Genomic DNA, 18,199 nt, shown 5'->3' with positions numbered 1-18,199 from the left:
CTTTGTTTAAAAACGCATTCCAAATTTTACATTGAGCACTCGGCTGGTCAGAAAATTGGGAACTGCAAACTGTTGTTGTGTATCCACATCGCGGACCCAGGTATTTGTTATGGAATTTTGATTGTTGAACATATTGAAAATCTCAAAACCAAAATTAAATTCCTTAAAACCATGAAGCCAGTGCCCTTGGGGATGTTTGTTTTTACTGTCGGCAAAAATATAGGAAATTCCCATATCGGCCCTTCTATAATCTCTTAATCTATTCTGAAAATCATAAGGGTCCGCATTATTGGGAGAGCCTCCAGGGACCCCAGTGTTATAAACTAAATTCAAATGAAGCCTAAGATTTGGAATGGTAGGCACATAATCTTGGAACAGTACAGCTAATTTCAAACGCTGGTCCGTGGGTCTCGAAATATTCCCTCGGCCATCAATATTTTCTTCCGTTTTTAAATAGCCCAGGCTTACCCAAGATTCTGCACCAGGAACAAAAGTGCCAGTCAATCTAAAATCAAATCCATAGGCATAGGCCGTGGCATTGTTCTGGGCAGCGTACCGAATGCGAATGTCTTCTATGGTATAGGTGTTCACGTTGTTTAAATCTTTATAATAAGCTTCGCCAGTCAAAATAAAAGGACGATTCCATAGGTTGAAACTGAATTCACTTCCCATCACATAATGAATGGATCTTTGAGCTTTCACATTTGGGTTTATGGAACCAGTAATGTCTCGTAATTCCCTATAAAAAGCAGGTTGTTGATAGCTACCAATTGCAAATCGGAACAACAGGTCTTTTTCCCAGTCGGGTTTGACAGAAAACTGAGCCCGTGGACTGAAAAGAGTTTGTGAATTGCTATTGAAACCCTCTCCGCTCAGTACCCAATGCTGTGCACGCATACCCAGATTGAAATAGATTTCGTTGTTGCCCCATTGTGTTTGCTGACTAAATTGGGCAAAGCTTGAAAATCGGTTCGTTTTTGCAAAATTGATAGCCTGGACACCTTCGAAAGCCACCAAATCACCCGTGAAAGGTTCTTCTGGTTGATTATTTATCACTGGAGGTTCCGATGGGCGAATGAAAAATCCGGCAGAATCGATAAATTCAGATTCCCTAAGTTGATCTCGGATGTCTTCATGAGTAAATTTTATACCCCATTCCAGAGTTTTCCCATTTTTCTTGTACTTACCTCGATGAGCCAGATTAAGAATTAGGGCATCCAATTGGTTTCTTGCACGATTGAATTGTGAACCCACACCCCGCGATGAGGTTACCCCACCAAGATTGCCTCCCAAATTGGTGTCGACCTCGGCCAACTCGTAGGAAGCGATTATATCTGAAAACTCCTCCTCCTGGGCATGGTAAATGGAAGTAGTGGCGCTCAATTTAACATCGTCGCCTATTAATAGGTCAGCCTTAATAGCACCAAGTGCATTGCTATATTTACTGTTTTCCTTGCCTTCGTAAAAAACCAACAACGCCCTAGGGTCATTTATGGTTCCGAAATTGGTTTGACGGGTTAGAGGTTCGTTTTCATAATCGTTGATGGAATAATTCCCCAAAAAATTAAGATGAAACTTTTTAGAAAACCTATAGGTTAAATAGCTTTGGGCATCAACAAATTTTGGGTTGAAGTTGCTAAGGGTCTGTTGGCTGTTCACAAGCAGACTATTGTTGCGATACCGCACTCCGGTAATGCTACTGAATTTTTTATTTTTTGAAATGGTTTCGAGGGTAGTGCCGGCACCCAAAAGACTTCCTTCAACTCGAAGACCGAAATCGACAGGAGTTTTGTAGGTAATGTCTAGTACAGAAGAGAGTTTATCACCGTATTTAGCTTGAAACCCTCCTGATGAAAAGTCCAATTGCGAGATCATATGGCTGTTGAGAAAGCTTAATCCTTCTTGTTTTGCAGAACGAACCAAAAAAGGACGATATACCTCAATGCCATTGACGTAGACCAGATTTTCATCAAAATTACCGCCGCGAACATTGTATTGTGTGCTAAGTTCGTTGTTAAATGACACTCCTGGCAAAAGCTTCAAGATATTCTCCACCCCTGCATTGGCTCCAGGGATTTTGCGAACAATTTCCGGATCTATTGTGGTCACTCCCTCCAAAGTTTTATCACCAGTCGGGCTTACTATTACTCCTGCTACCTGAATGGTGTCTGTTTTCATTACCGGATTGAACTCGAAGGTTTCATTGGAGTTCAAGATCACATCTTTCAGAACGATATTCTCATGACCCAAATGTGAAAAAGTGATGGTATTCTTGGTTTCGGCGACCAATTCGAGCAAATAATACCCATTGGAATCGGTATTTGTGCCCAAATTTCCCGACACAATGTTTACTTCAGAAATAGGATTGTTGTTTGCATCCAGAACGGTTCCTAAAATCGTTGCAGTTTGACCTTGGGCTAGAAAAGCCCATAAAATTGTAAGCGGAACAAGTAGCCTTTTTACATTGATCACGTTGTCATTTTCTGAAAAAAGTACTTTTAAAGGTAGTGGAATTACCAACATTATCGCTAACAACCACTTTAAGGTCGCATTGGGTTTGGTTCAGTATATTATCATCAAAGTTATAGATAATGGTCTTGGTTTTGGGTTCATACTCCATCAATATCCATTCCCCATTTAAAGTTGCATTATAAGTGCTTATTCCGCTGAGGTCATCGGAAATTTCCAGACTTAGATAGCTATAATTGCTAAGCCATTGCTTTTCTTTAAAATTTTTGGCCTTGATTTTTGGAGCAACACTGTCTTTTGCCAGGGTATATGTTCCGAATGAGCGGGTACGCGTGGTAAACGAACCGTCACGTTTAAAAGTTCTGGAATGTATGGGCATCTTTTTATCGTTCAAACGGGCAATGAAAAGCTGCTTTCTTTGATCATAGGTATACTTGGACACATCAAAACTTATGGTAAAATTTCGATGGGCGGCTACGCTGTTGTTGTGGATTGAGATTGTGTCCGTTCCTTTTTCCAATTCAATATAAAAATCTTGATAAAACGTGTTTGCAGGAAAATAAACCTTGGCCGCACCTAAATCAAAATTATTGGGTTTATCAGCTAGCACAAAATCGTTGGTGGTTTTGTCATCCTTTTTTATTTTGGCCGTTTCGCGCACCCCTTCAACCGGAATAACCAATTTGGTAATATTTCCCTCAACATCAGAAATCTGGATTTCTACAGAATAAGACAAGCCTTCCTTAACGGTGATTTTTCCATTGTTATGGAGGTTTTTATAGATTCCCAGTCTATTGTAGGGTTCTTTGAAGCATTTTTGGATGCGCTGTCGGAATTTACCAAAATGGGCATAATCGATTAGCGTATTTATATAGCGCGTTTCCCTAAAAGAAAAGGTTTCAAAATCGTATTCAGAATAAACCTTTCCGTTTACCACTTGCTTTACCGCATAAACTCCATTTTTGTTGGCGGCCATGTCCTGTCTATCAAAACCATTAAATCCAAAACCAATTACACCAATGGCCTTTACTGTATCAGTCAAAAAGCTGCCATCTGGTTGTTTCGTGTAGTTTAATTGGATTTTTTTGGCACTTTGGTTGACTACGGCTTCGTTGGACAAAGGATATGCAAAAAGTCCTATCAACGACGGATTGGTTGCATCCCGAACATCATAACCGTAAAGCAAGGGGTTAGTGGGCTTTTCAGTCACGCTATTTCTGATTTCAAAATGAAGATGTGGACCAGAAGAGCCTCCTGTATTTCCTGAATACGCTATTGTGCTGCCCTTGGCAACCTTCAATTCTCCAAAATCGGGGAACGCTTCCACTTCGTACGATTGTTTTTTATACTGTAATTTTTTGATATAGGCTTCAATTTCGGGGCTGAACTTTCGTAAATGGGCATATACTGAAGTATAACCATTTGGATGCGCTATGTAAAGTGCTTTGCCATAGCCCCAATGGGATACTTTTATTCGGGCCACGGTGCCATCTGCAATGGCAATTATGGGCAGACCCTGTCTGCCTTGGGTTTTGATGTCTATGCCGGAGTGAAAATGATTGGACCGAAGCTCGCCGAAAGTCCCGGCCAGAACCAAAGGAATTTCCATGGGAGAGCGAAAAGCATCACTGGGATATTTTTCTTGGGCGGTTAAGAGGAGGGAAGCAAAACAGATAACTCCAAAAAAATATAAGCGCATACTATGATTTATAATTACTTACGAAAGTAACCAATGTTTTGATTAGTCAAAAGCAATAAAAGTGCCAGAATTAACATAAAGAATAAATCCAAAAAGTATTGCGAGGTACAGCAAGGTTGGTTAACTTTGTGTGATACGCATTTGATGTTTGCATATGGGCGAACTGGTTGAGATTGTTGATTCTTTAGAAAATAAAGTAAGTAAATTGCTGCACAAGTTGGAATTGGTGCACAAAGCCAATGCTGAGTTGAAAGAAGAATTGAACCTTGCAAAAGAGGAGAACCAATTACAACAGAACGCCGTAACCGAATGGGAAGAAAAGTATAATTCCCTGAAAATGGCAAATACGATGCTGGGTAGTAATACGAATAAAACAGAAGCTAAGCTCAAGATAAATACGTTGATTCGCGAACTGGATGTTTGCATCGCTAAACTTGCAGATTAGCTTGTAACCAAATATGGAGGAAAAGCTCAAAATAAAGCTTTCCATCGCGGATAGGGTGTATCCATTGACTATAGACCCTAAACAAGAGGAAGGATTACGAAAGGCGGCCAAAAATATTGACAATTTGGCCAAAAAGTTTGAGCAGAATTATGCGGTAAGGGACAAGCAAGATGTACTTGCTATGTGCGCACTGCAATTTGCCTCTAAAATTGAACAAGGTGGAATAGACCGTTCTGAAAATACTACGGCTGCAGTAGAGCGGCTTAAAGCATTGAACGATTTGGTACATTCCAAACTTGGAGAATAAGTTCTTTTAAATAAAATATTGTTACTGCCCACATTGGTAATTAATTTTTGACAAGCTCAACACTATTATAATTAAAAAGGGTGAGTTTAAGTTGTAAAAGCAGGCCCTACCTGTATAGGGATCCTTGAGCAGCTTGTTAGCCCTAAACCTGTAATTAGGAGTTTGTACAAAACTTCGGCCGATGTGGGCTTTTTTTATAAACAAACACAATCAACATGGATAACACTATCATAATTGTTGTAGCTGCTGTTGTTGGATTGGTAATAGGATTTATTATTGCCAAAATGTTGGAGAAAGGAAAGGCGACAAAAACCATTTCCAATGCCAAAAGAGAGGCTACAGACATCATAAAGGAAGCGAAGAAAGAAGGAGAGAACATTAAGAAAGATAAAATATTCCAGGCCAAAGAGAAGTTTTTAGAGCTTAAGGCCGAGCATGAAAAGGTCATTATCAATAAGGACAAAAAAATAGCTGAATCAGAAAAGCGAACAAGGGATAAAGAGTCGCAGATCAGCAATGAGCTTTCTAAGAGCAAGAAATTGAACGAAAATTTAGAGGCTCGAATCACGGAAGTGACCTACAAAGGTGAAATTCTGGACAAGAAACAATCTGAGACAGAGAAACTGCATAAGAGCCAGGTACAGCAGCTCGAGGTAATTTCTGGACTTTCCGCAGAAGATGCCAAAAGCCAGTTGTTGGAATCTCTTAAAGAAACGGCCAAAACAGACGCTATGGCCTACCTTCAAAGTACCTTGGAAGAAGCCAAACTTACTGCACAACAAGAAGCTCGAAAAATAGTCATTAACACCATTCAACGGATAGGTACTGAGGAAGCCGTTGAAAACTGCGTTTCTGTATTCAATTTAGAGTCCGATGATGTAAAAGGACGTATTATTGGACGCGAAGGACGTAATATTCGTGCCTTGGAATCGGCCACAGGCGTAGAGATTATTGTAGATGATACTCCAGAGGCAATAATTTTATCTTGTTTTGATTCAGTGCGAAGGGAAGTGGCCCGACTATCGTTGCATCGATTAGTGACTGATGGTAGAATTCACCCAGCACGAATTGAAGAAATCGTAAAGAAGACAGAAAAGCAAATCAATGAAGAGATTGCTGAAATAGGAAAAAGGACAGTAATAGATTTGGGCATCCATGGGCTTCACCCAGAATTGATCAAGGCCGTGGGTCGAATGAAATACCGTTCGTCATACGGACAAAATCTATTGCAACACTCTAGGGAAGTTGCCAAACTGTGTGGCGTAATGGCCGCGGAATTGGGATTGAATCCAAAAATGGCAAAAAGGGCTGGTCTTTTGCATGATATTGGAAAAGTACCCATGACAGAGGTCGAGGTAGAAACACCACACGCCATCCTGGGAATGCAATGGGCGCAAAAATTCGGAGAAAAGAAGGAAGTTTGTAATGCCATAGGAGCTCACCACGATGAAGTTGAGATGACTACCCTAATATCTCCTATCGTTCAGGTATGTGATGCCATAAGCGGGGCTCGACCAGGAGCTCGCCGTCAGGTGCTTGATTCCTATATTCAAAGATTAAAAGACCTGGAAGATGTCGCTTTTGGTTTCAATGGTGTGCAAAAGGCATATGCTATTCAAGCTGGAAGGGAATTACGTGTGATTGTTGAGAGTGAAAAGGTAAGCGATGACAAGGCTGCGGAACTTTCATTTGAGATTTCACAGAAAATCCAAACGGATATGACCTATCCCGGACAGGTAAAAGTTACCGTGATCAGGGAAACCCGGTCGGTGAATGTTGCAAAGTAATACTGACAATTATCATACTTTTCTTTTTGGAACTAAGGTAATTTCATGGGTAGATATTAAATCTATTCAAAATGAGAAAGAACGTACCAGTTTCCAAAATTATGACCACAGATTTGGTCACCTTGACCATAAATGATAATCTGACAACTGCTGAAAAATATTTCAAAAAGTACGACATTAGACATATTCCAATAGTTTCTGGAAACACCATTCTAGGTATGTTGAGCTTAACGGATTTGTTAAGGATCAGCTTCGCCGATGCTGTAGATGAAACCGAAGAAAGTGTGGATACCATGGTGTACAATATGTTCACCATATCCCAAGTTATGGCCAGGGATGTGGTAAGCGTTTCTCCGCAAACCACAATCAAGGAAGTTGCTCAATTTCTAGCCCAAAAAGAATTTCATGCACTGCCCGTGGTGGAAGATGGAAAATTGGAAGGAATTGTTACAACAACGGATTTAATCAACTATTTGCTTGAGCAATACTGATTTTCAAGTACTGGAACATAAGAAGCCAGTGATTAAAACGGAATGGGATCATTCCTCTTCGTTGCTGTTTTCTTCTTCTCTATTTCGGTTGTTCTTGAGAATATTGAGTTTCTTGAGCTTGGCCATCCAAGTTTCCAATGATTCTTTATGACTCTCAATATTTTTTATCACATCTTTTACCAATGGACTATCTTCAGATGCATTGGAAAAAAATTGAAGATTGTTTTCAAGCTGTCGAATCTCGGACTTGCTCTCATTTATCTTTTTACGGATAAAGGCCCGTTCATTGTTAATGGCATAATCATCGTCGGATTTTGCAAGTTGCTGCATTTTATCGCCATATTTTAACAGTTCCGACTGCTGCCTGCTTACCCCTAGTTTTTTGAAGAGGGCATCCACTATTTTACTGAACTTGGCGTTAATGTGCTTTTTTCTGTAAGGTATTCGCCCATATTGTTTCCATTCAGCCAAGAACTTTTTCAGTGTTTCCAGGTCTTTTTCTTTGTTTCCACTTAACTGAAAAGCCTTTAAACGTTCCAAACAGGCACTTTTCTTTTCTAAATTTTCGTACTCTTCTTTTTGTGATTCATTTTTTTCGGCATGTAAGCGATCAAAGTAGTGGTTACAGGCGGCTTTGAATTCGTTCCAAATTTTGTCCGAGTATTTGCGTGGTACATGTCCTATTTTCTTCCACTCACTTTGTATGCGTTTCATCTCTGGAGTAGCCATTTCCCAATCCTCACTTTCCTTTAAGGACATGGCTAGACCCAACAGTGCTTTTTTCTTTTCCAGATTATCGAGCTGGTCTTTTTTCTGGTTTTTGTAGAAGGAGTTTTTGTTTCTATTGAAGTTTCTTACGGCGTCTTTAAAAGCACTCCAGGTTTGTTCGTTTACTTTTTGGGGCACTTTTCCCGCTTTAAAGAACGCTTCCCTTAGACCTTCTATCTCCTTGATTTGTTGTTGAAGGGCTCTATGACTGTTGGATACGTTTTCTGCAATAGCGGTTATAGAGGCGATAATTTCCTGTTTCTTTTCCAGGTTTTTCTCGAAGTCCTTTTCCAGTTCTTGAAAATGTTCTTGCCTACGGTGGTGCATTGCCTTGGTAGCATTACTAAAACGCTCCCAAACCGCTTCACGCTGTTCTTTGGAGACCGGACCAATGTCCTCTTTCCAGATTTTATGCAGCATCTGGAGTTCTCGAAAAGCTTTATTGATATCAGGTTCGTTGGCAAGAGCTTCGGCTTTTTCGACCAATCTCGACTTCTCTTCAAGGTTGTGTTTAAAATCAAGATCACGTAGTTCCCTGTTCAGGTGAAGAAAATCGTAGAAGATTTCCATGTGATGGTGGTATGTTCGCCACACATCATTATAATTTTTTCTTGGTACCGGACCGGCATTACGCCAATTTTCCTGTAGCTCTTTAAAGTTCTTGTATGTGGTATTGATATCCTCTTCAACATTCACCAATCCCTTGAGCTGATCAATAATATCAAGTCGTTTTTGGAGATTACTTTTTAGATTTTGCTCTAACTGTTTGTAATGCTGATCTCTTTTTTCACGATATTCAGAATAAACCTCGTTGAACTGTCGCTTTGCGACCGAATTGTATCTAAAATCTATTTCATTTCCGCCATTGGCAACAAATTCCTCTTTTTTGTGCTCTAGAAATTCTTGGAATTTTTGATCAAACTCATACTTGATCGAGCTAACGTGCTTGTTTATCGCCTGAATCTTTTCGTTTTTCACCAAACGCTGCAGCTCACCCACAAGGTTTTCCATTGGCATGGCGTGGTAATCCAGCATGGGAATATGATGTCTCTTTTCATTTTCCACATCTTCAGCATCCTCTGCATTCGATTCTTCAATTTCCTCTATATGGTCATCGGCCTGTTCCTCTTCTTCCGACTCAGCCTCGTCTTTGGTTTCTTCCGAAACCTCAAGTTTTGAGTCCTCTTTTTCCGATTCAACCTCGTCCTTGGCTTCTTCTGAAACCTCTGGATTTAAATCCTCTTTTTCTGAATCTGTTTTAACTGGCTCTTCGGATGTTGTCGGTTCAGAAATGGGGTTTTCTTTCGCTGTTGTTTCTACACTATCCGTTATATGCTCAGTACCACCTTCAGTTTCCTGAAGTTTTTGCTCCTTTTCCTGCATCAGTAGTTGCTTTTCCTATGATTGACGATAATTATAGCCAAGTTAACAACTATATTATCCAATACCAAAGGTATTAATTCTTCTTTTGAAGGAGTTTTGTTATGTATGTGTCAAATAAATAGGGGTATGGTGGACGTTGCTCTTATGGGCTGTTCCAAATTTCCCAAGCTTTTTCTGCTTGAAACTTGAGCATGTCCAAACCGTTGCAAATGGCTGCATTTTTGGTCTCTCCCTCCTTTAAAAATGCTGTTCTTTCAGGATTATAGATCAAATCGAACAAAAGATGTTGGTCACCAAGAAATTGATAAGGAATAGCAGGTTTTTCATGGATATTGGGGTATGTTCCCAAGGGAGTGCAGTTAATGATCACGGTATGCGACGTCATTATGGTTTTGTCCAGCTCTTCATATGTAAGCTGCCCTTCTTTTTTGGTTCTTGACACATAGGTGGGGGTTATACCGAGCTTTTCCAATACAAACCGTACTGCCTTGGAAGCTCCTCCAGTGCCCAAAATCAAAGCTTTTTGGTGATAGGGCTTTACAAAGGGCTCCAGGGATTTTTGAAATCCGTATGCATCAGTATTGTATCCTTTTAGACTATTTTCGGTAATTTTTATGGTGTTGACAGCCCCTATTTGCTCCGCTGTGGTATCTAAATGGGTTAAAAAAGGTATGACTTCTTCTTTATACGGAATGGTTACGTTAAAACCCTTAAGATTAGCTTGTTTTAGGATTGTAGTTAGGTCAGAGATTTCAGGGATATCAAAATTCTCGTAGCTATGGTCGGTCAAGCCCAGTTCCTTGAATTTTTCGGTAAAATATCCTTGTGAAAAGGAATATGAGATAGCCCTACCTAGCAGTCCGTACCTGTTTTCTTTCTTTTCTATTTTTTCCATACCAATCCAAAACCAATAATACCAAAATTCCAAGAACTATAAAAAGTGCGGCCCACCAAGTTTCGGCTATTCCCAAATTGGGAAAATAGCGTTCGTAGTTAAGTACAATTTTATCTCCGTTGGAATCGATTAGGGCGTTACCCATCGCATCCAACTTAAAAATGGTTCTTTTCCAAGGCCATACCACTCCCAAAGACCCTGTAATGAACCCCAATATTACAGCTGTTGAAATCCGCTTGAAATGTTTGAGCACATAACTCAATAGGTGTGAGAAGGTGACCAATCCCGTTGCCGAACCCAAGGTGAAAACGGCCAAAATTTTTAGGGTTTCCATTCTTTTTTCGTTATTGACAAAGTCAAAATTGCCAATAAAAACTTCGGAAAGTGTATCGTAAAGCGCATTGACCGAATCCACCAGCAAAAGCACATAATTGCCCAAAAGAATCAAAATAAAAGAACCTGAAAGTCCCGGTAAGGTCATACCCGAAACACTGATGATTCCGCAAAAGAAGATGAACAACAGATTGTCGTTTTGCGTGGCCGGACTTAAAAAACTGATGGAAATACCAATTATTAAACCAAGTATGCCGGCAGGAACCGTCTTTTTATTCCAGTGGTTAAAATCTTTGGCGATATAGTAGATGGAACCAAGAATCATTCCAAAGAATCCAGCCCAAACAAAGAGCTCTTTTTGAGCCAAAAAATAATCAAGTACCCTAGAGATACTAAAATAACTGACCAACATTCCAAAAATGAGCAGTACTAAAAATTGTCCGTTGGTATATTGATAAAAACTTTTGAACCTTCCATTAAAAAGAAGTTTGAATGCTTTAGAATTTATCTTTTGAAGGGAATAGATAAATTCTTCATAAAATCCACCTACAAAGGCAACAATACCACCAGAGACACCGGGCACCTTATTGGCGGCTCCCATGCAAAGGCCTTTGATCACCAAAAAAAAATTATCCAGAAATGTTCTAGGCTGATGCATTTGAAAATAGGGTTCTCTTATTTTTTGGAAGCAATTTTTTCCAAGATAAAAATAAGCGAAAAACCTATCACTGCTAAGATTACGGCCAGTATTAATTGATTGTCCCCTTCAAAGGCTGATGGCCAAACGTTTATATCGTCGATGACCACCGTTTTGTCACCAAAAGTTTTGGTTTCCAAGACCTTTTTCCAAGGCCAGATTTTGTTTAGCGACCCAAGAATGAAACCTGTTAACAGGGCCAAGGTGATGTTTTTGTAATTTTTGAACATCCATTTTAACAACCTAGCGAAGCTCAAAAGCCCAAAAACAGCTCCCAAAGCAACGGTTATTACAATTTTGACGTCACGCTCATGAACAGCGTCTAAAATGGTTTTATAAGACCCCAAAAGAACCAAAATAAAGGCGCCTGAGATTCCAGGTAGAATCATGGCACATACAGCCAATGCACCTGATAGGAACAGATAGGGCATACTATCTACATTTTCATTGGGTGGAAGTTCTGTCACAAAATACGCCGCTGCCGCCCCGACTATAAACACTACTAATGTGGCCAACGTCCATTTTTTAATTTCTTTGCCAACAAAAAATATACTGGCCAAAACGAGTCCAAAAAAGAAAGACCATAGTAAAATGGGCTGATTTTCGAGCAACCAGCTAAGGAATTTTGCCAAAGAGAGCACGCTAATGAATATGCCAAGGAAAAGGGCCAATAAAAAATTACCATTTAGCTTGGCCCATGCTGCTTTTATTCCTTCTTTTTTGAGCACCTTGAAGAGTGAAAGGTCGATGTTGTTAATCGAGGTAATAAGTTCTTCGTATATGCCGGAGATGAAGGCGATGGTGCCTCCAGATACTCCAGGAACAACATCTGCTGCCCCCATTGCCATTCCTTTTAATGTGATGAGCACATAATCTTTAGCTTGACGTACTTTCATGTATTTGATGGTAAAATCTGGAGTTTAGGTAGAGGCCTTTTTTATTTCTGAAACCAACGTTTGCAACCATTTTATTTTGTTGAACTCAGGAAATTCGTCTTCGAACAACTGCAATTTATCAATGTCAGTCTGCATGGCAGCAGCCAATTTTTCTTTGGAATTTAAAACCTCACCGTTTTTTAAGTAGATACCCGCAAGTTTAAATAAAAGTTCGGCGTTTTCAGGATAAAACTCAAGCCCTTGGACCAAAACTTGGATGGAGGAGCCATAATCCCCGGTGTTTTTGAGTACATCGGCCCAATTTTTCCAAGTATCGAATTCATAATTGCCCAAATCGACAGTTTGCTTGTATGCAAAATCTGCCTCATCAAAATTTTTGAGAGCCGCATAGATTTTAGCACTTCGTTTCCAATATGTAGGATTTTCACCGTCAATATTTATGGCCTTATTAATGTAGTACAGTGCCTTTTCATGATTGCCTATTTTGAAATGGAAATCAGTAATTGCCAACCATCCTTTATCCAAAAGTGGGTCTTCATGTACGGTGTTATAGTAATAGTATTTGGCCAAATCGTTGTTGCCCAGTTTTTCATGGCACCTTCCAATTCTTAAATAGGCATGCGAGGTCGGGTCTTCTATGGATATTGTGGTCTCGTAATTTTCAATGGCTTCGTTATACTTGCCCAGTTTTTCCAAAACCTTTCCTTTTTCAAAATAGGCCCCTATAAAGGAATCGTCGGAGATTATGGCAAAATCAAAGGCGGTCAAAGCCTCTTGGTACATATCTTTGGTATAGTACATTTTGCCCAGCTGATGCCAAGCCACCTCACAGTAGGGATTGCGTTCTAAATAATCATTGAGATAGTAAATGGCTCCATCGAAATCTTCCAAAAATTCAAAGCAATATACCACATTGTACAGGGAAGAATAATCACTTTCATCTAACCCAACACATTTCATAAAACTTCTTTTGGCCTGCTCAAAATCATCCATAAAAAGGTATTCCATGCCCAATAATGAGTGAATATCGAAATTATCTTCTGCAAGTTGCAGCGCTTCCAATAAGAGATTTATTGCTTCAGGATGGTTATCTTGTTTTGATTGGATGTTCGCCCGTTGAATGTAGATTTCTTCGTTATGGGAATCTATATTTTGTAATTGATCCAACAATTTTCCGGCCTCTTCATATTTGTCCTCGAAAACCAGAACTTCGACCCGTAACAACTTCAATTCCAAAGAATTGGGATGCTGCTCCAATCCAATTTGGATGGCCTTTTTACCCAAAGATATCTTTCCGTTGTTCAGATAATAGTGAATGATTTCCTCAAAGTCCTCTGCATCAAAGAAGTACACATCGTCTGTCTTGAGCATAGACTCAAACTTGCTAATGGACTTGTCAGGATTTTCGTTAGAATCTAACGCCATAGGAACGTGTTTGGTTTAACTATGGACTTAAAATTAGCCGTTTGCAAGCATTATTAAGTCCCTATTTCGGGTATGTTATCAACAATTTAGTTAACAGGGGTGGGCTTGTAGGCGTTTAAAACACTGATAATTTGGTCACACCCTTCGGCTATTTCTTTTTCGGAAATGGTCAACGGCGGTGATATTCTAACCGCCTTTGGTTCAAATAGAAGCCAGAAAAGAATGAGTCCTTTTTTAGCTGATTCCAACACCAAATAATTGACGATTTCAGATTTTTCAAATAGCAAGGCAAGCATTAACCCTTTACCTCTAATTTCCTTAATCAAAGGATGTACCAAAAGGGTTCTAAACAATCTTTCTTTCTTTAAAGTCAGTTCAATAAGCTGGTTTTCAGTGATTTCCTTTAAGGTGGCCAAACTGGCAGCAGCAATTACAGGATTGCCGCCAAAAGTGGTTATATGACCTAGCTTTGGGCTGACCTGGAGGGAATCCATCATCTGTCTTGAAGCTACAAATGCTCCCACCGGAAGTCCAGAAGCCATACCCTTTCCTATTACTAGAATATCCGGGGTACAATTGTAGTGCTCAAAGGCGAAAAGTTTGCCGGTTCTACCAAAACCGGGTTGAATTTCGTCAAGAATCAGCATTGCACCTACTTCATCACAACGTTTTCGTACTTTTTCGAGGTATCCATCTTTCGGAAGTATAAAACCCGCTCCTCCTTGAATGGTTTCCAAGACTACGGCGGCGGTTTTTTCCGTGATTTTTTCCAAATCTGATTCTAGATTGAATTGGATAAAGCCTACATCTGGTATCAATGGTCTAAAAGCACCTTTTCGTTCTTCATGACCCATTAGGCTCAAACTGCCCATCGTATTTCCATGATAGGCATGTTTGGCAGCAATCAATTGTGAACGTCCTGTGAACCGTCTTGCCAATTTTATCGCGCCCTCAATAGCTTCTGTCCCAGAGTTAACCAAATAAGTGGTCTCCAAGTTTTTGGGTAGCAGGGATGCCAGGAGTTTGGTATAGGCGACGGCTGGTTGTTGGGCATATTCACCATAAACCATAACATGCATATATTTTTCTGCCTGTTCTTTAACCGCTTGTACTATTTTAGGATGGCAATGTCCTAGACTACAGGCTGAGACCCCGGCTACAAAATCGAGATGTTTGTTGCCCTTTATATCATAGATATAACTGCCTTTTGCATGGGAAACCTCCAAACCTAATGGATGTGGAGTGGTTTGGGCCTGATATTTTAGAAAATCTTCTTTTAGCATTAGGGATGCTGGACTTTTTTAACCTCAGTCTTTTTAGGTTTAGTGGCTTGGGAGTTTGGAGCTTTCGCCCCAATTGCGCCGCTATTTTTTTGTCGTTCTTGTTCTTCAGTGTCAATGTCAACGGGGTTATCGATTCCGCGAATTTTTACCAACTCGATATTGTTGTCATCTTCATCAAAAATGTCATCCTTTTTAAGGATTCGTTCCTCACCTCGCCATACAAAACCTTTTAGTTTTCTACTTTCTAATGGCAGTTCTTTATCGGGAAAAATATCTCCATCAGGATTTACAAAGAATGTGATATCCTCAATATCGTTATTGGCCATCTCCAATCTTATTTTACTGCAGATGGTTTTGTCAATACCTACCAACTCATCATCGTCATTGTACACGTAATAGATTACTTCGGTATTTTTGACCAAGTCGATGATTTTTAACTCATTTTCGATGAATTTTCCAAACAAATCTTTGCCTTTTGCTTGATTGTACCCCTGCTTTCCAATAGTGTCAAATGAAATAATAAAAGCATTGTTCAGCACCTTAAGAGAATCGAGCTTATCCGTTTCTTTCTCGGATATCAAATGAATGCTGTCTCCTGTTATCTGATTTTCCACATTCCAAATAATAGGGTCTGTAATCAACTCAGTTACTCCTGTAGCTTCGTTGTAGTGTATAGAATCGCACTTTCCGCTCAGGTCGGTTTTGTAGAATTTCGCATTACGAAAAGCTCTTATAATTCGCGCTTCTGGTTTGCCAGTTGCCATAAGGGTATCGCCATGCATATAGAGGGAATCTTGCTGTACCAAACTGATGGTTACTGCCCTTTTGGTAGCAAAAACGGAGTCTTTTTCTTTGAAAACTTCGGCATAGTGTGCCTTTATCACCCCATTATTGATAGTATCCGTGATTTTGATGTTATTGGTGGCAGAGGCAAAGGAGGATAGTTTGTCAAAATAGAGACTGTCTCCTTCAATAATTTTATTATCGTAATTGATGGTAGTGTTCTTTACCCCATAACCTTGTTCAATTTTGGTATCGTAAAAACCACGTTCACAATAGATTTGATAATCTTCTCCAACAATTGTGGATGGGCCGTACATGTAGGCATTCTTGGAAATTCGATAATAATCGAGCTGTTCGGAATCTATGATATACTCAGGATTATCGATATGAACGTTCTTACGGAATTGCACTTTCTTCAGTTCCATAAAGTAATTACCGATAATACTGGTGAGCACGTTGGCAGAATCCACTACTTTGCCACCTGAACGATAGTAGGACAATTGGTTTTCCCTGTCAAAATACAGCGTATCGGTGGTCAAGGTCATCTGCCCATCGGTTAGATCAACATTTTCCCAAGCTTTGGCTAGTTTGGTGTTGCCGTCATAATCAATTTTACCGCTGTTCATTTCAATGGAATCGCCCTGTTGCAAGCGAATGTTGCCTAATGCCCTTAATCGGTTTTCTGCTGAATAGAATATAGCAATGTCACACCATAGGTCGGCACCTTGGTGTTCAAACTGAACTTGGCGTTCATCATCCTTGCTGAATATGGATGCTCCGGGATATTTTTCTTCATTTTTGGTAAAATTGGCCCCATATACGATGTTAATCTGTCTACCTTCGGTAGGTGGGGGGGCATCTTGCCCAAATGCCACAATAAAGGAGAGGGCTGTTATGAAAAAAGAAAGGGTCTTCAATCCATCTAATTTTGCCCAAAAGTAGGGTTTTTGGTCAAGGTATGCACAGGGATTTAGAAAGGTTTAATACTAGCGTAACTAATGAAATCACTTGAACTCTGAACAATACTGCATACTGCTTTTATGATTCTCTTAATTTAAAAAGGATATTCATAATCTCAATATTCGGGGCTTCGGTAATTTCGTAGGCCCCAGGAATACTGGAAGCCAACTCAGATACGCGATAGGCATTCAAAGATTCTTGTGTATCCCAGAGGTAGATTCCTCCATATTGACCTGGCTGATCAAGTTTTACGTAATATTTCTGTAAGAGCCCAGATATTGCCCTAAATTGAGGTTCCCGTTCTTTGGCTCTTTTCAAAAGCTCTTCTTCGGATAGGTTTGATTTCAATTTGATTATTTGAATGATCATGTTTCCGTATTTTATAATTTCCTTGATTTATTATGCTTAGATATACAATCTTGAGCGTGTTCTAGTTGTTTCTTGATGGGACACTTTTTCGAAGTGAAAAAGCCGTCAATGTTTACCTTTTACGAATAGTTTTTCAAAAATATCATCACAGCATGAGCTATTTCGAAGCATCAATGAATCATTGGAGGGCATTTCAAACAAAACTTTTTCCTTTCCATAGAAGAGGGTATCGCCAGAAAAATAAAATGAATATTTTTCATTTAAAGTGTTATTGATGAAAATGGAAACACTGTCTTTGTCAAAGTGGTACTTGATGGCCATGTTCATGGATTCAGGTGTGACATTGTAATGATCACCCTTTTCGTTACCTTTTGTATAGGACCATTCCCAATTGCCAATCAGTTTCTTAACGGTAAGATTTCTTTCGCTTTTTTTGGTGTTGCAACCACCTAGAACCATTAACAGGAATAAAAGAGTCAAGCTCTGATTTATTCCAAAGATTAAATTTCTCATGAAACAATTTAATTTTTCAACTTTATGGCTAAACAGCACATAAAATGTTATACAATGAGTTTTGGAATGGAAAGTGGTGTTGTCACTAAGATAACAAATAAAAGAAAGCAATCATATCTATGATTGGGAGTTTACGCTGTCATTTTCTAATAATCCATGGGATCATCTTCAACAATTGCGTAATGATAATTATCTTTCCATTCTCCCCGAATCGGAAGTATTTTTCTTCTTAAACCTTCTCTGGTCATTCCTGATTTTTCAAGAACTTTTATGGAAGCAATGTTCTCTGTTGAGACTCCGGCCTCTATTTTATGCAGTTTAAAATCTTCAAATCCGGATTTTATCAAGGCTTTTGATACTTCTGTTGCATATCCATTTCCCCAAGAAGAGGGCAATAATTTGTAATAAATTTCACCAAGTTTAAACTTGTTTAGCGATAGATTTATACCTGCAATGCCGATAAATTCCTTTGTATTTTTGATTACAATTTTCCAGAAATAAGATTTTCTATTTTCACTTTTTTGGGCAGCAATCAAAGGACGAATAACTTCTTTGGTTTCTTCAATATCTTTTGGAATACCCAGCGTATTATATTTATCGACTTCCGAATAGGAATGAAGTGTATGAATTTCTGATAAATCATCCCAACTGATTTCCTGTAGTTGTAATCGTTCGGATTCTAATGTCATCTTTACT

Annotated in this window: 16 protein-coding genes and 1 other RNA gene; 5 read left to right on the top strand and 12 right to left on the bottom strand. The window is 39.4% G+C overall.

All coding sequences use genetic code 11. The features are described from left to right. Positions 1-6: 6 nt before the first annotated feature. The gene (locus IAG46_RS05440; protein WP_190809296.1) at positions 7-2,523 is read right to left on the bottom strand and encodes a carboxypeptidase-like regulatory domain-containing protein; all 2,517 of its coding nucleotides are present in this window, start codon (positions 2,521-2,523) and stop codon (positions 7-9) included. Next, the gene (locus IAG46_RS05435) at positions 2,477-4,168 is read right to left on the bottom strand and encodes a M23 family metallopeptidase (RefSeq protein ID WP_190809295.1); all 1,692 of its coding nucleotides are present in this window, start codon (positions 4,166-4,168) and stop codon (positions 2,477-2,479) included. The genes IAG46_RS05440 and IAG46_RS05435 overlap by 47 nt, the downstream gene beginning before the upstream one ends. Positions 4,169-4,322: 154 nt before the next feature. On the opposite strand from IAG46_RS05435, the gene IAG46_RS05430 reads away from it, so the two are divergent. The 5 genes from IAG46_RS05430 (at position 4,323) to IAG46_RS05410 (ending at position 7,198) form a co-directional block, all read left to right on the top strand. Continuing rightward, positions 4,323-4,613 (top strand): hypothetical protein, encoded by a 291-nt coding sequence (locus IAG46_RS05430; protein ID WP_190809294.1) that lies wholly within the window; start codon positions 4,323-4,325, stop codon positions 4,611-4,613. Between the two features lie 13 nt (positions 4,614-4,626). Further along, positions 4,627-4,920 (top strand): cell division protein ZapA, encoded by a 294-nt coding sequence (locus IAG46_RS05425; protein WP_190809293.1) that lies wholly within the window; start codon positions 4,627-4,629, stop codon positions 4,918-4,920. A gap of 54 nt (positions 4,921-4,974) precedes the next feature. Next, a non-coding RNA gene (gene ssrS / locus IAG46_RS05420) (6S RNA) lies at positions 4,975-5,084 on the top strand. A gap of 51 nt (positions 5,085-5,135) precedes the next feature. After that, positions 5,136-6,707, top strand: coding sequence for a ribonuclease Y (gene rny, locus IAG46_RS05415; protein ID WP_190809292.1), 1,572 nt, complete (start codon positions 5,136-5,138; stop codon positions 6,705-6,707). Between the two features lie 71 nt (positions 6,708-6,778). Next, complete coding sequence (locus tag IAG46_RS05410; protein WP_190809291.1) at positions 6,779-7,198, top strand: CBS domain-containing protein; 420 nt, start codon at positions 6,779-6,781, stop codon at positions 7,196-7,198. 48 nt (positions 7,199-7,246) lie between these two features. Here IAG46_RS05410 and IAG46_RS05405 read toward each other — a convergent pair whose 3' ends face one another. The 10 genes from IAG46_RS05405 to IAG46_RS05360 form a co-directional block, all read right to left on the bottom strand. Further along, positions 7,247-9,349 (bottom strand): DUF349 domain-containing protein, encoded by a 2,103-nt coding sequence (locus tag IAG46_RS05405; RefSeq protein WP_190809290.1) that lies wholly within the window; start codon positions 9,347-9,349, stop codon positions 7,247-7,249. 142 nt (positions 9,350-9,491) lie between these two features. Then, entirely contained in the window at positions 9,492-10,244 is a 753-nt protein-coding gene (locus IAG46_RS05400; protein ID WP_190809289.1) for a shikimate dehydrogenase, read from the bottom strand. Further along, the gene (locus IAG46_RS05395) at positions 10,198-11,235 is read right to left on the bottom strand and encodes a DUF368 domain-containing protein (RefSeq protein ID WP_190809288.1); all 1,038 of its coding nucleotides are present in this window, start codon (positions 11,233-11,235) and stop codon (positions 10,198-10,200) included. The genes IAG46_RS05400 and IAG46_RS05395 overlap by 47 nt, the downstream gene beginning before the upstream one ends. Before the next feature lie 17 nt (positions 11,236-11,252). Next, the gene (locus IAG46_RS05390; RefSeq protein ID WP_190809287.1) at positions 11,253-12,170 is read right to left on the bottom strand and encodes a DUF368 domain-containing protein; all 918 of its coding nucleotides are present in this window, start codon (positions 12,168-12,170) and stop codon (positions 11,253-11,255) included. Between the two features lie 24 nt (positions 12,171-12,194). Then, positions 12,195-13,595 carry a tetratricopeptide repeat protein gene (locus tag IAG46_RS05385; protein ID WP_190809286.1) on the bottom strand — a complete coding sequence of 467 codons (1,401 nt, stop codon included), beginning with the start codon at positions 13,593-13,595 and terminating at the stop codon, positions 12,195-12,197. Positions 13,596-13,681: 86 nt separating this feature from the next. Then, positions 13,682-14,878, bottom strand: a complete 1,197-nt coding sequence (locus tag IAG46_RS05380) for an aspartate aminotransferase family protein (protein WP_190809285.1) — start codon at positions 14,876-14,878, stop codon at positions 13,682-13,684. Continuing rightward, positions 14,878-16,536 (bottom strand): OstA-like protein, encoded by a 1,659-nt coding sequence (locus tag IAG46_RS05375; protein WP_368668170.1) that lies wholly within the window; start codon positions 16,534-16,536, stop codon positions 14,878-14,880. Before IAG46_RS05375 ends, IAG46_RS05380 begins: the two co-directional genes overlap by 1 nt. Positions 16,537-16,699: 163 nt before the next feature. Then, on the bottom strand, positions 16,700-16,990 hold the full coding sequence (locus IAG46_RS05370; protein ID WP_190809284.1) for a YdhR family protein: 291 nt from the start codon (positions 16,988-16,990) through the stop codon (positions 16,700-16,702). A 105-nt stretch (positions 16,991-17,095) separates the two neighbouring features. Then, a complete protein-coding gene (locus tag IAG46_RS05365; protein ID WP_190809283.1) occupies positions 17,096-17,503 on the bottom strand; it encodes a hypothetical protein in 408 nt (135 codons plus the stop codon). A 146-nt stretch (positions 17,504-17,649) separates the two neighbouring features. Further along, the gene (locus tag IAG46_RS05360; protein WP_190809282.1) at positions 17,650-18,192 is read right to left on the bottom strand and encodes a GNAT family N-acetyltransferase; all 543 of its coding nucleotides are present in this window, start codon (positions 18,190-18,192) and stop codon (positions 17,650-17,652) included. Positions 18,193-18,199: the final 7 nt, after the last annotated feature.

This window comes from Flagellimonas sp. S3867 (assembly GCF_014698935.1).
Lineage (GTDB): Bacteria > Bacteroidota > Bacteroidia > Flavobacteriales > Flavobacteriaceae > Flagellimonas.
Note: the sequence above shows the minus strand (reverse complement) of the source record. Positions and strands in the feature narration are given on the sequence as shown.

Excerpts from the sequence above, each read along its gene's own strand:
- IAG46_RS05405 (WP_190809290.1), bottom strand. The coding sequence starts at position 9,349 with ATGCAGGAAAAGGAGCAAAAACTTCAGGAAACTGAAGGTGGTACTGAG.
- IAG46_RS05410 (WP_190809291.1), top strand. The coding sequence starts at position 6,779 with ATGAGAAAGAACGTACCAGTTTCCAAAATTATGACCACAGATTTGGTC.
- IAG46_RS05360 (WP_190809282.1), bottom strand. The coding sequence starts at position 18,192 with ATGACATTAGAATCCGAACGATTACAACTACAGGAAATCAGTTGGGAT.
- IAG46_RS05365 (WP_190809283.1), bottom strand. The coding sequence starts at position 17,503 with ATGAGAAATTTAATCTTTGGAATAAATCAGAGCTTGACTCTTTTATTC.
- IAG46_RS05390 (WP_190809287.1), bottom strand. The coding sequence starts at position 12,170 with ATGAAAGTACGTCAAGCTAAAGATTATGTGCTCATCACATTAAAAGGA.
- IAG46_RS05385 (WP_190809286.1), bottom strand. The coding sequence starts at position 13,595 with ATGGCGTTAGATTCTAACGAAAATCCTGACAAGTCCATTAGCAAGTTT.
- rny (WP_190809292.1), top strand. The coding sequence starts at position 5,136 with ATGGATAACACTATCATAATTGTTGTAGCTGCTGTTGTTGGATTGGTA.
- IAG46_RS05400 (WP_190809289.1), bottom strand. The coding sequence starts at position 10,244 with ATGGAAAAAATAGAAAAGAAAGAAAACAGGTACGGACTGCTAGGTAGG.
- IAG46_RS05425 (WP_190809293.1), top strand. The coding sequence starts at position 4,627 with ATGGAGGAAAAGCTCAAAATAAAGCTTTCCATCGCGGATAGGGTGTAT.
- IAG46_RS05370 (WP_190809284.1), bottom strand. The coding sequence starts at position 16,990 with ATGATCATTCAAATAATCAAATTGAAATCAAACCTATCCGAAGAAGAG.
- IAG46_RS05430 (WP_190809294.1), top strand. The coding sequence starts at position 4,323 with ATGGGCGAACTGGTTGAGATTGTTGATTCTTTAGAAAATAAAGTAAGT.
- IAG46_RS05395 (WP_190809288.1), bottom strand. The coding sequence starts at position 11,235 with ATGCATCAGCCTAGAACATTTCTGGATAATTTTTTTTTGGTGATCAAA.
- IAG46_RS05435 (WP_190809295.1), bottom strand. The coding sequence starts at position 4,168 with ATGCGCTTATATTTTTTTGGAGTTATCTGTTTTGCTTCCCTCCTCTTA.
- IAG46_RS05380 (WP_190809285.1), bottom strand. The coding sequence starts at position 14,878 with ATGCTAAAAGAAGATTTTCTAAAATATCAGGCCCAAACCACTCCACAT.
- IAG46_RS05440 (WP_190809296.1), bottom strand. The coding sequence starts at position 2,523 with ATGTTGGTAATTCCACTACCTTTAAAAGTACTTTTTTCAGAAAATGAC.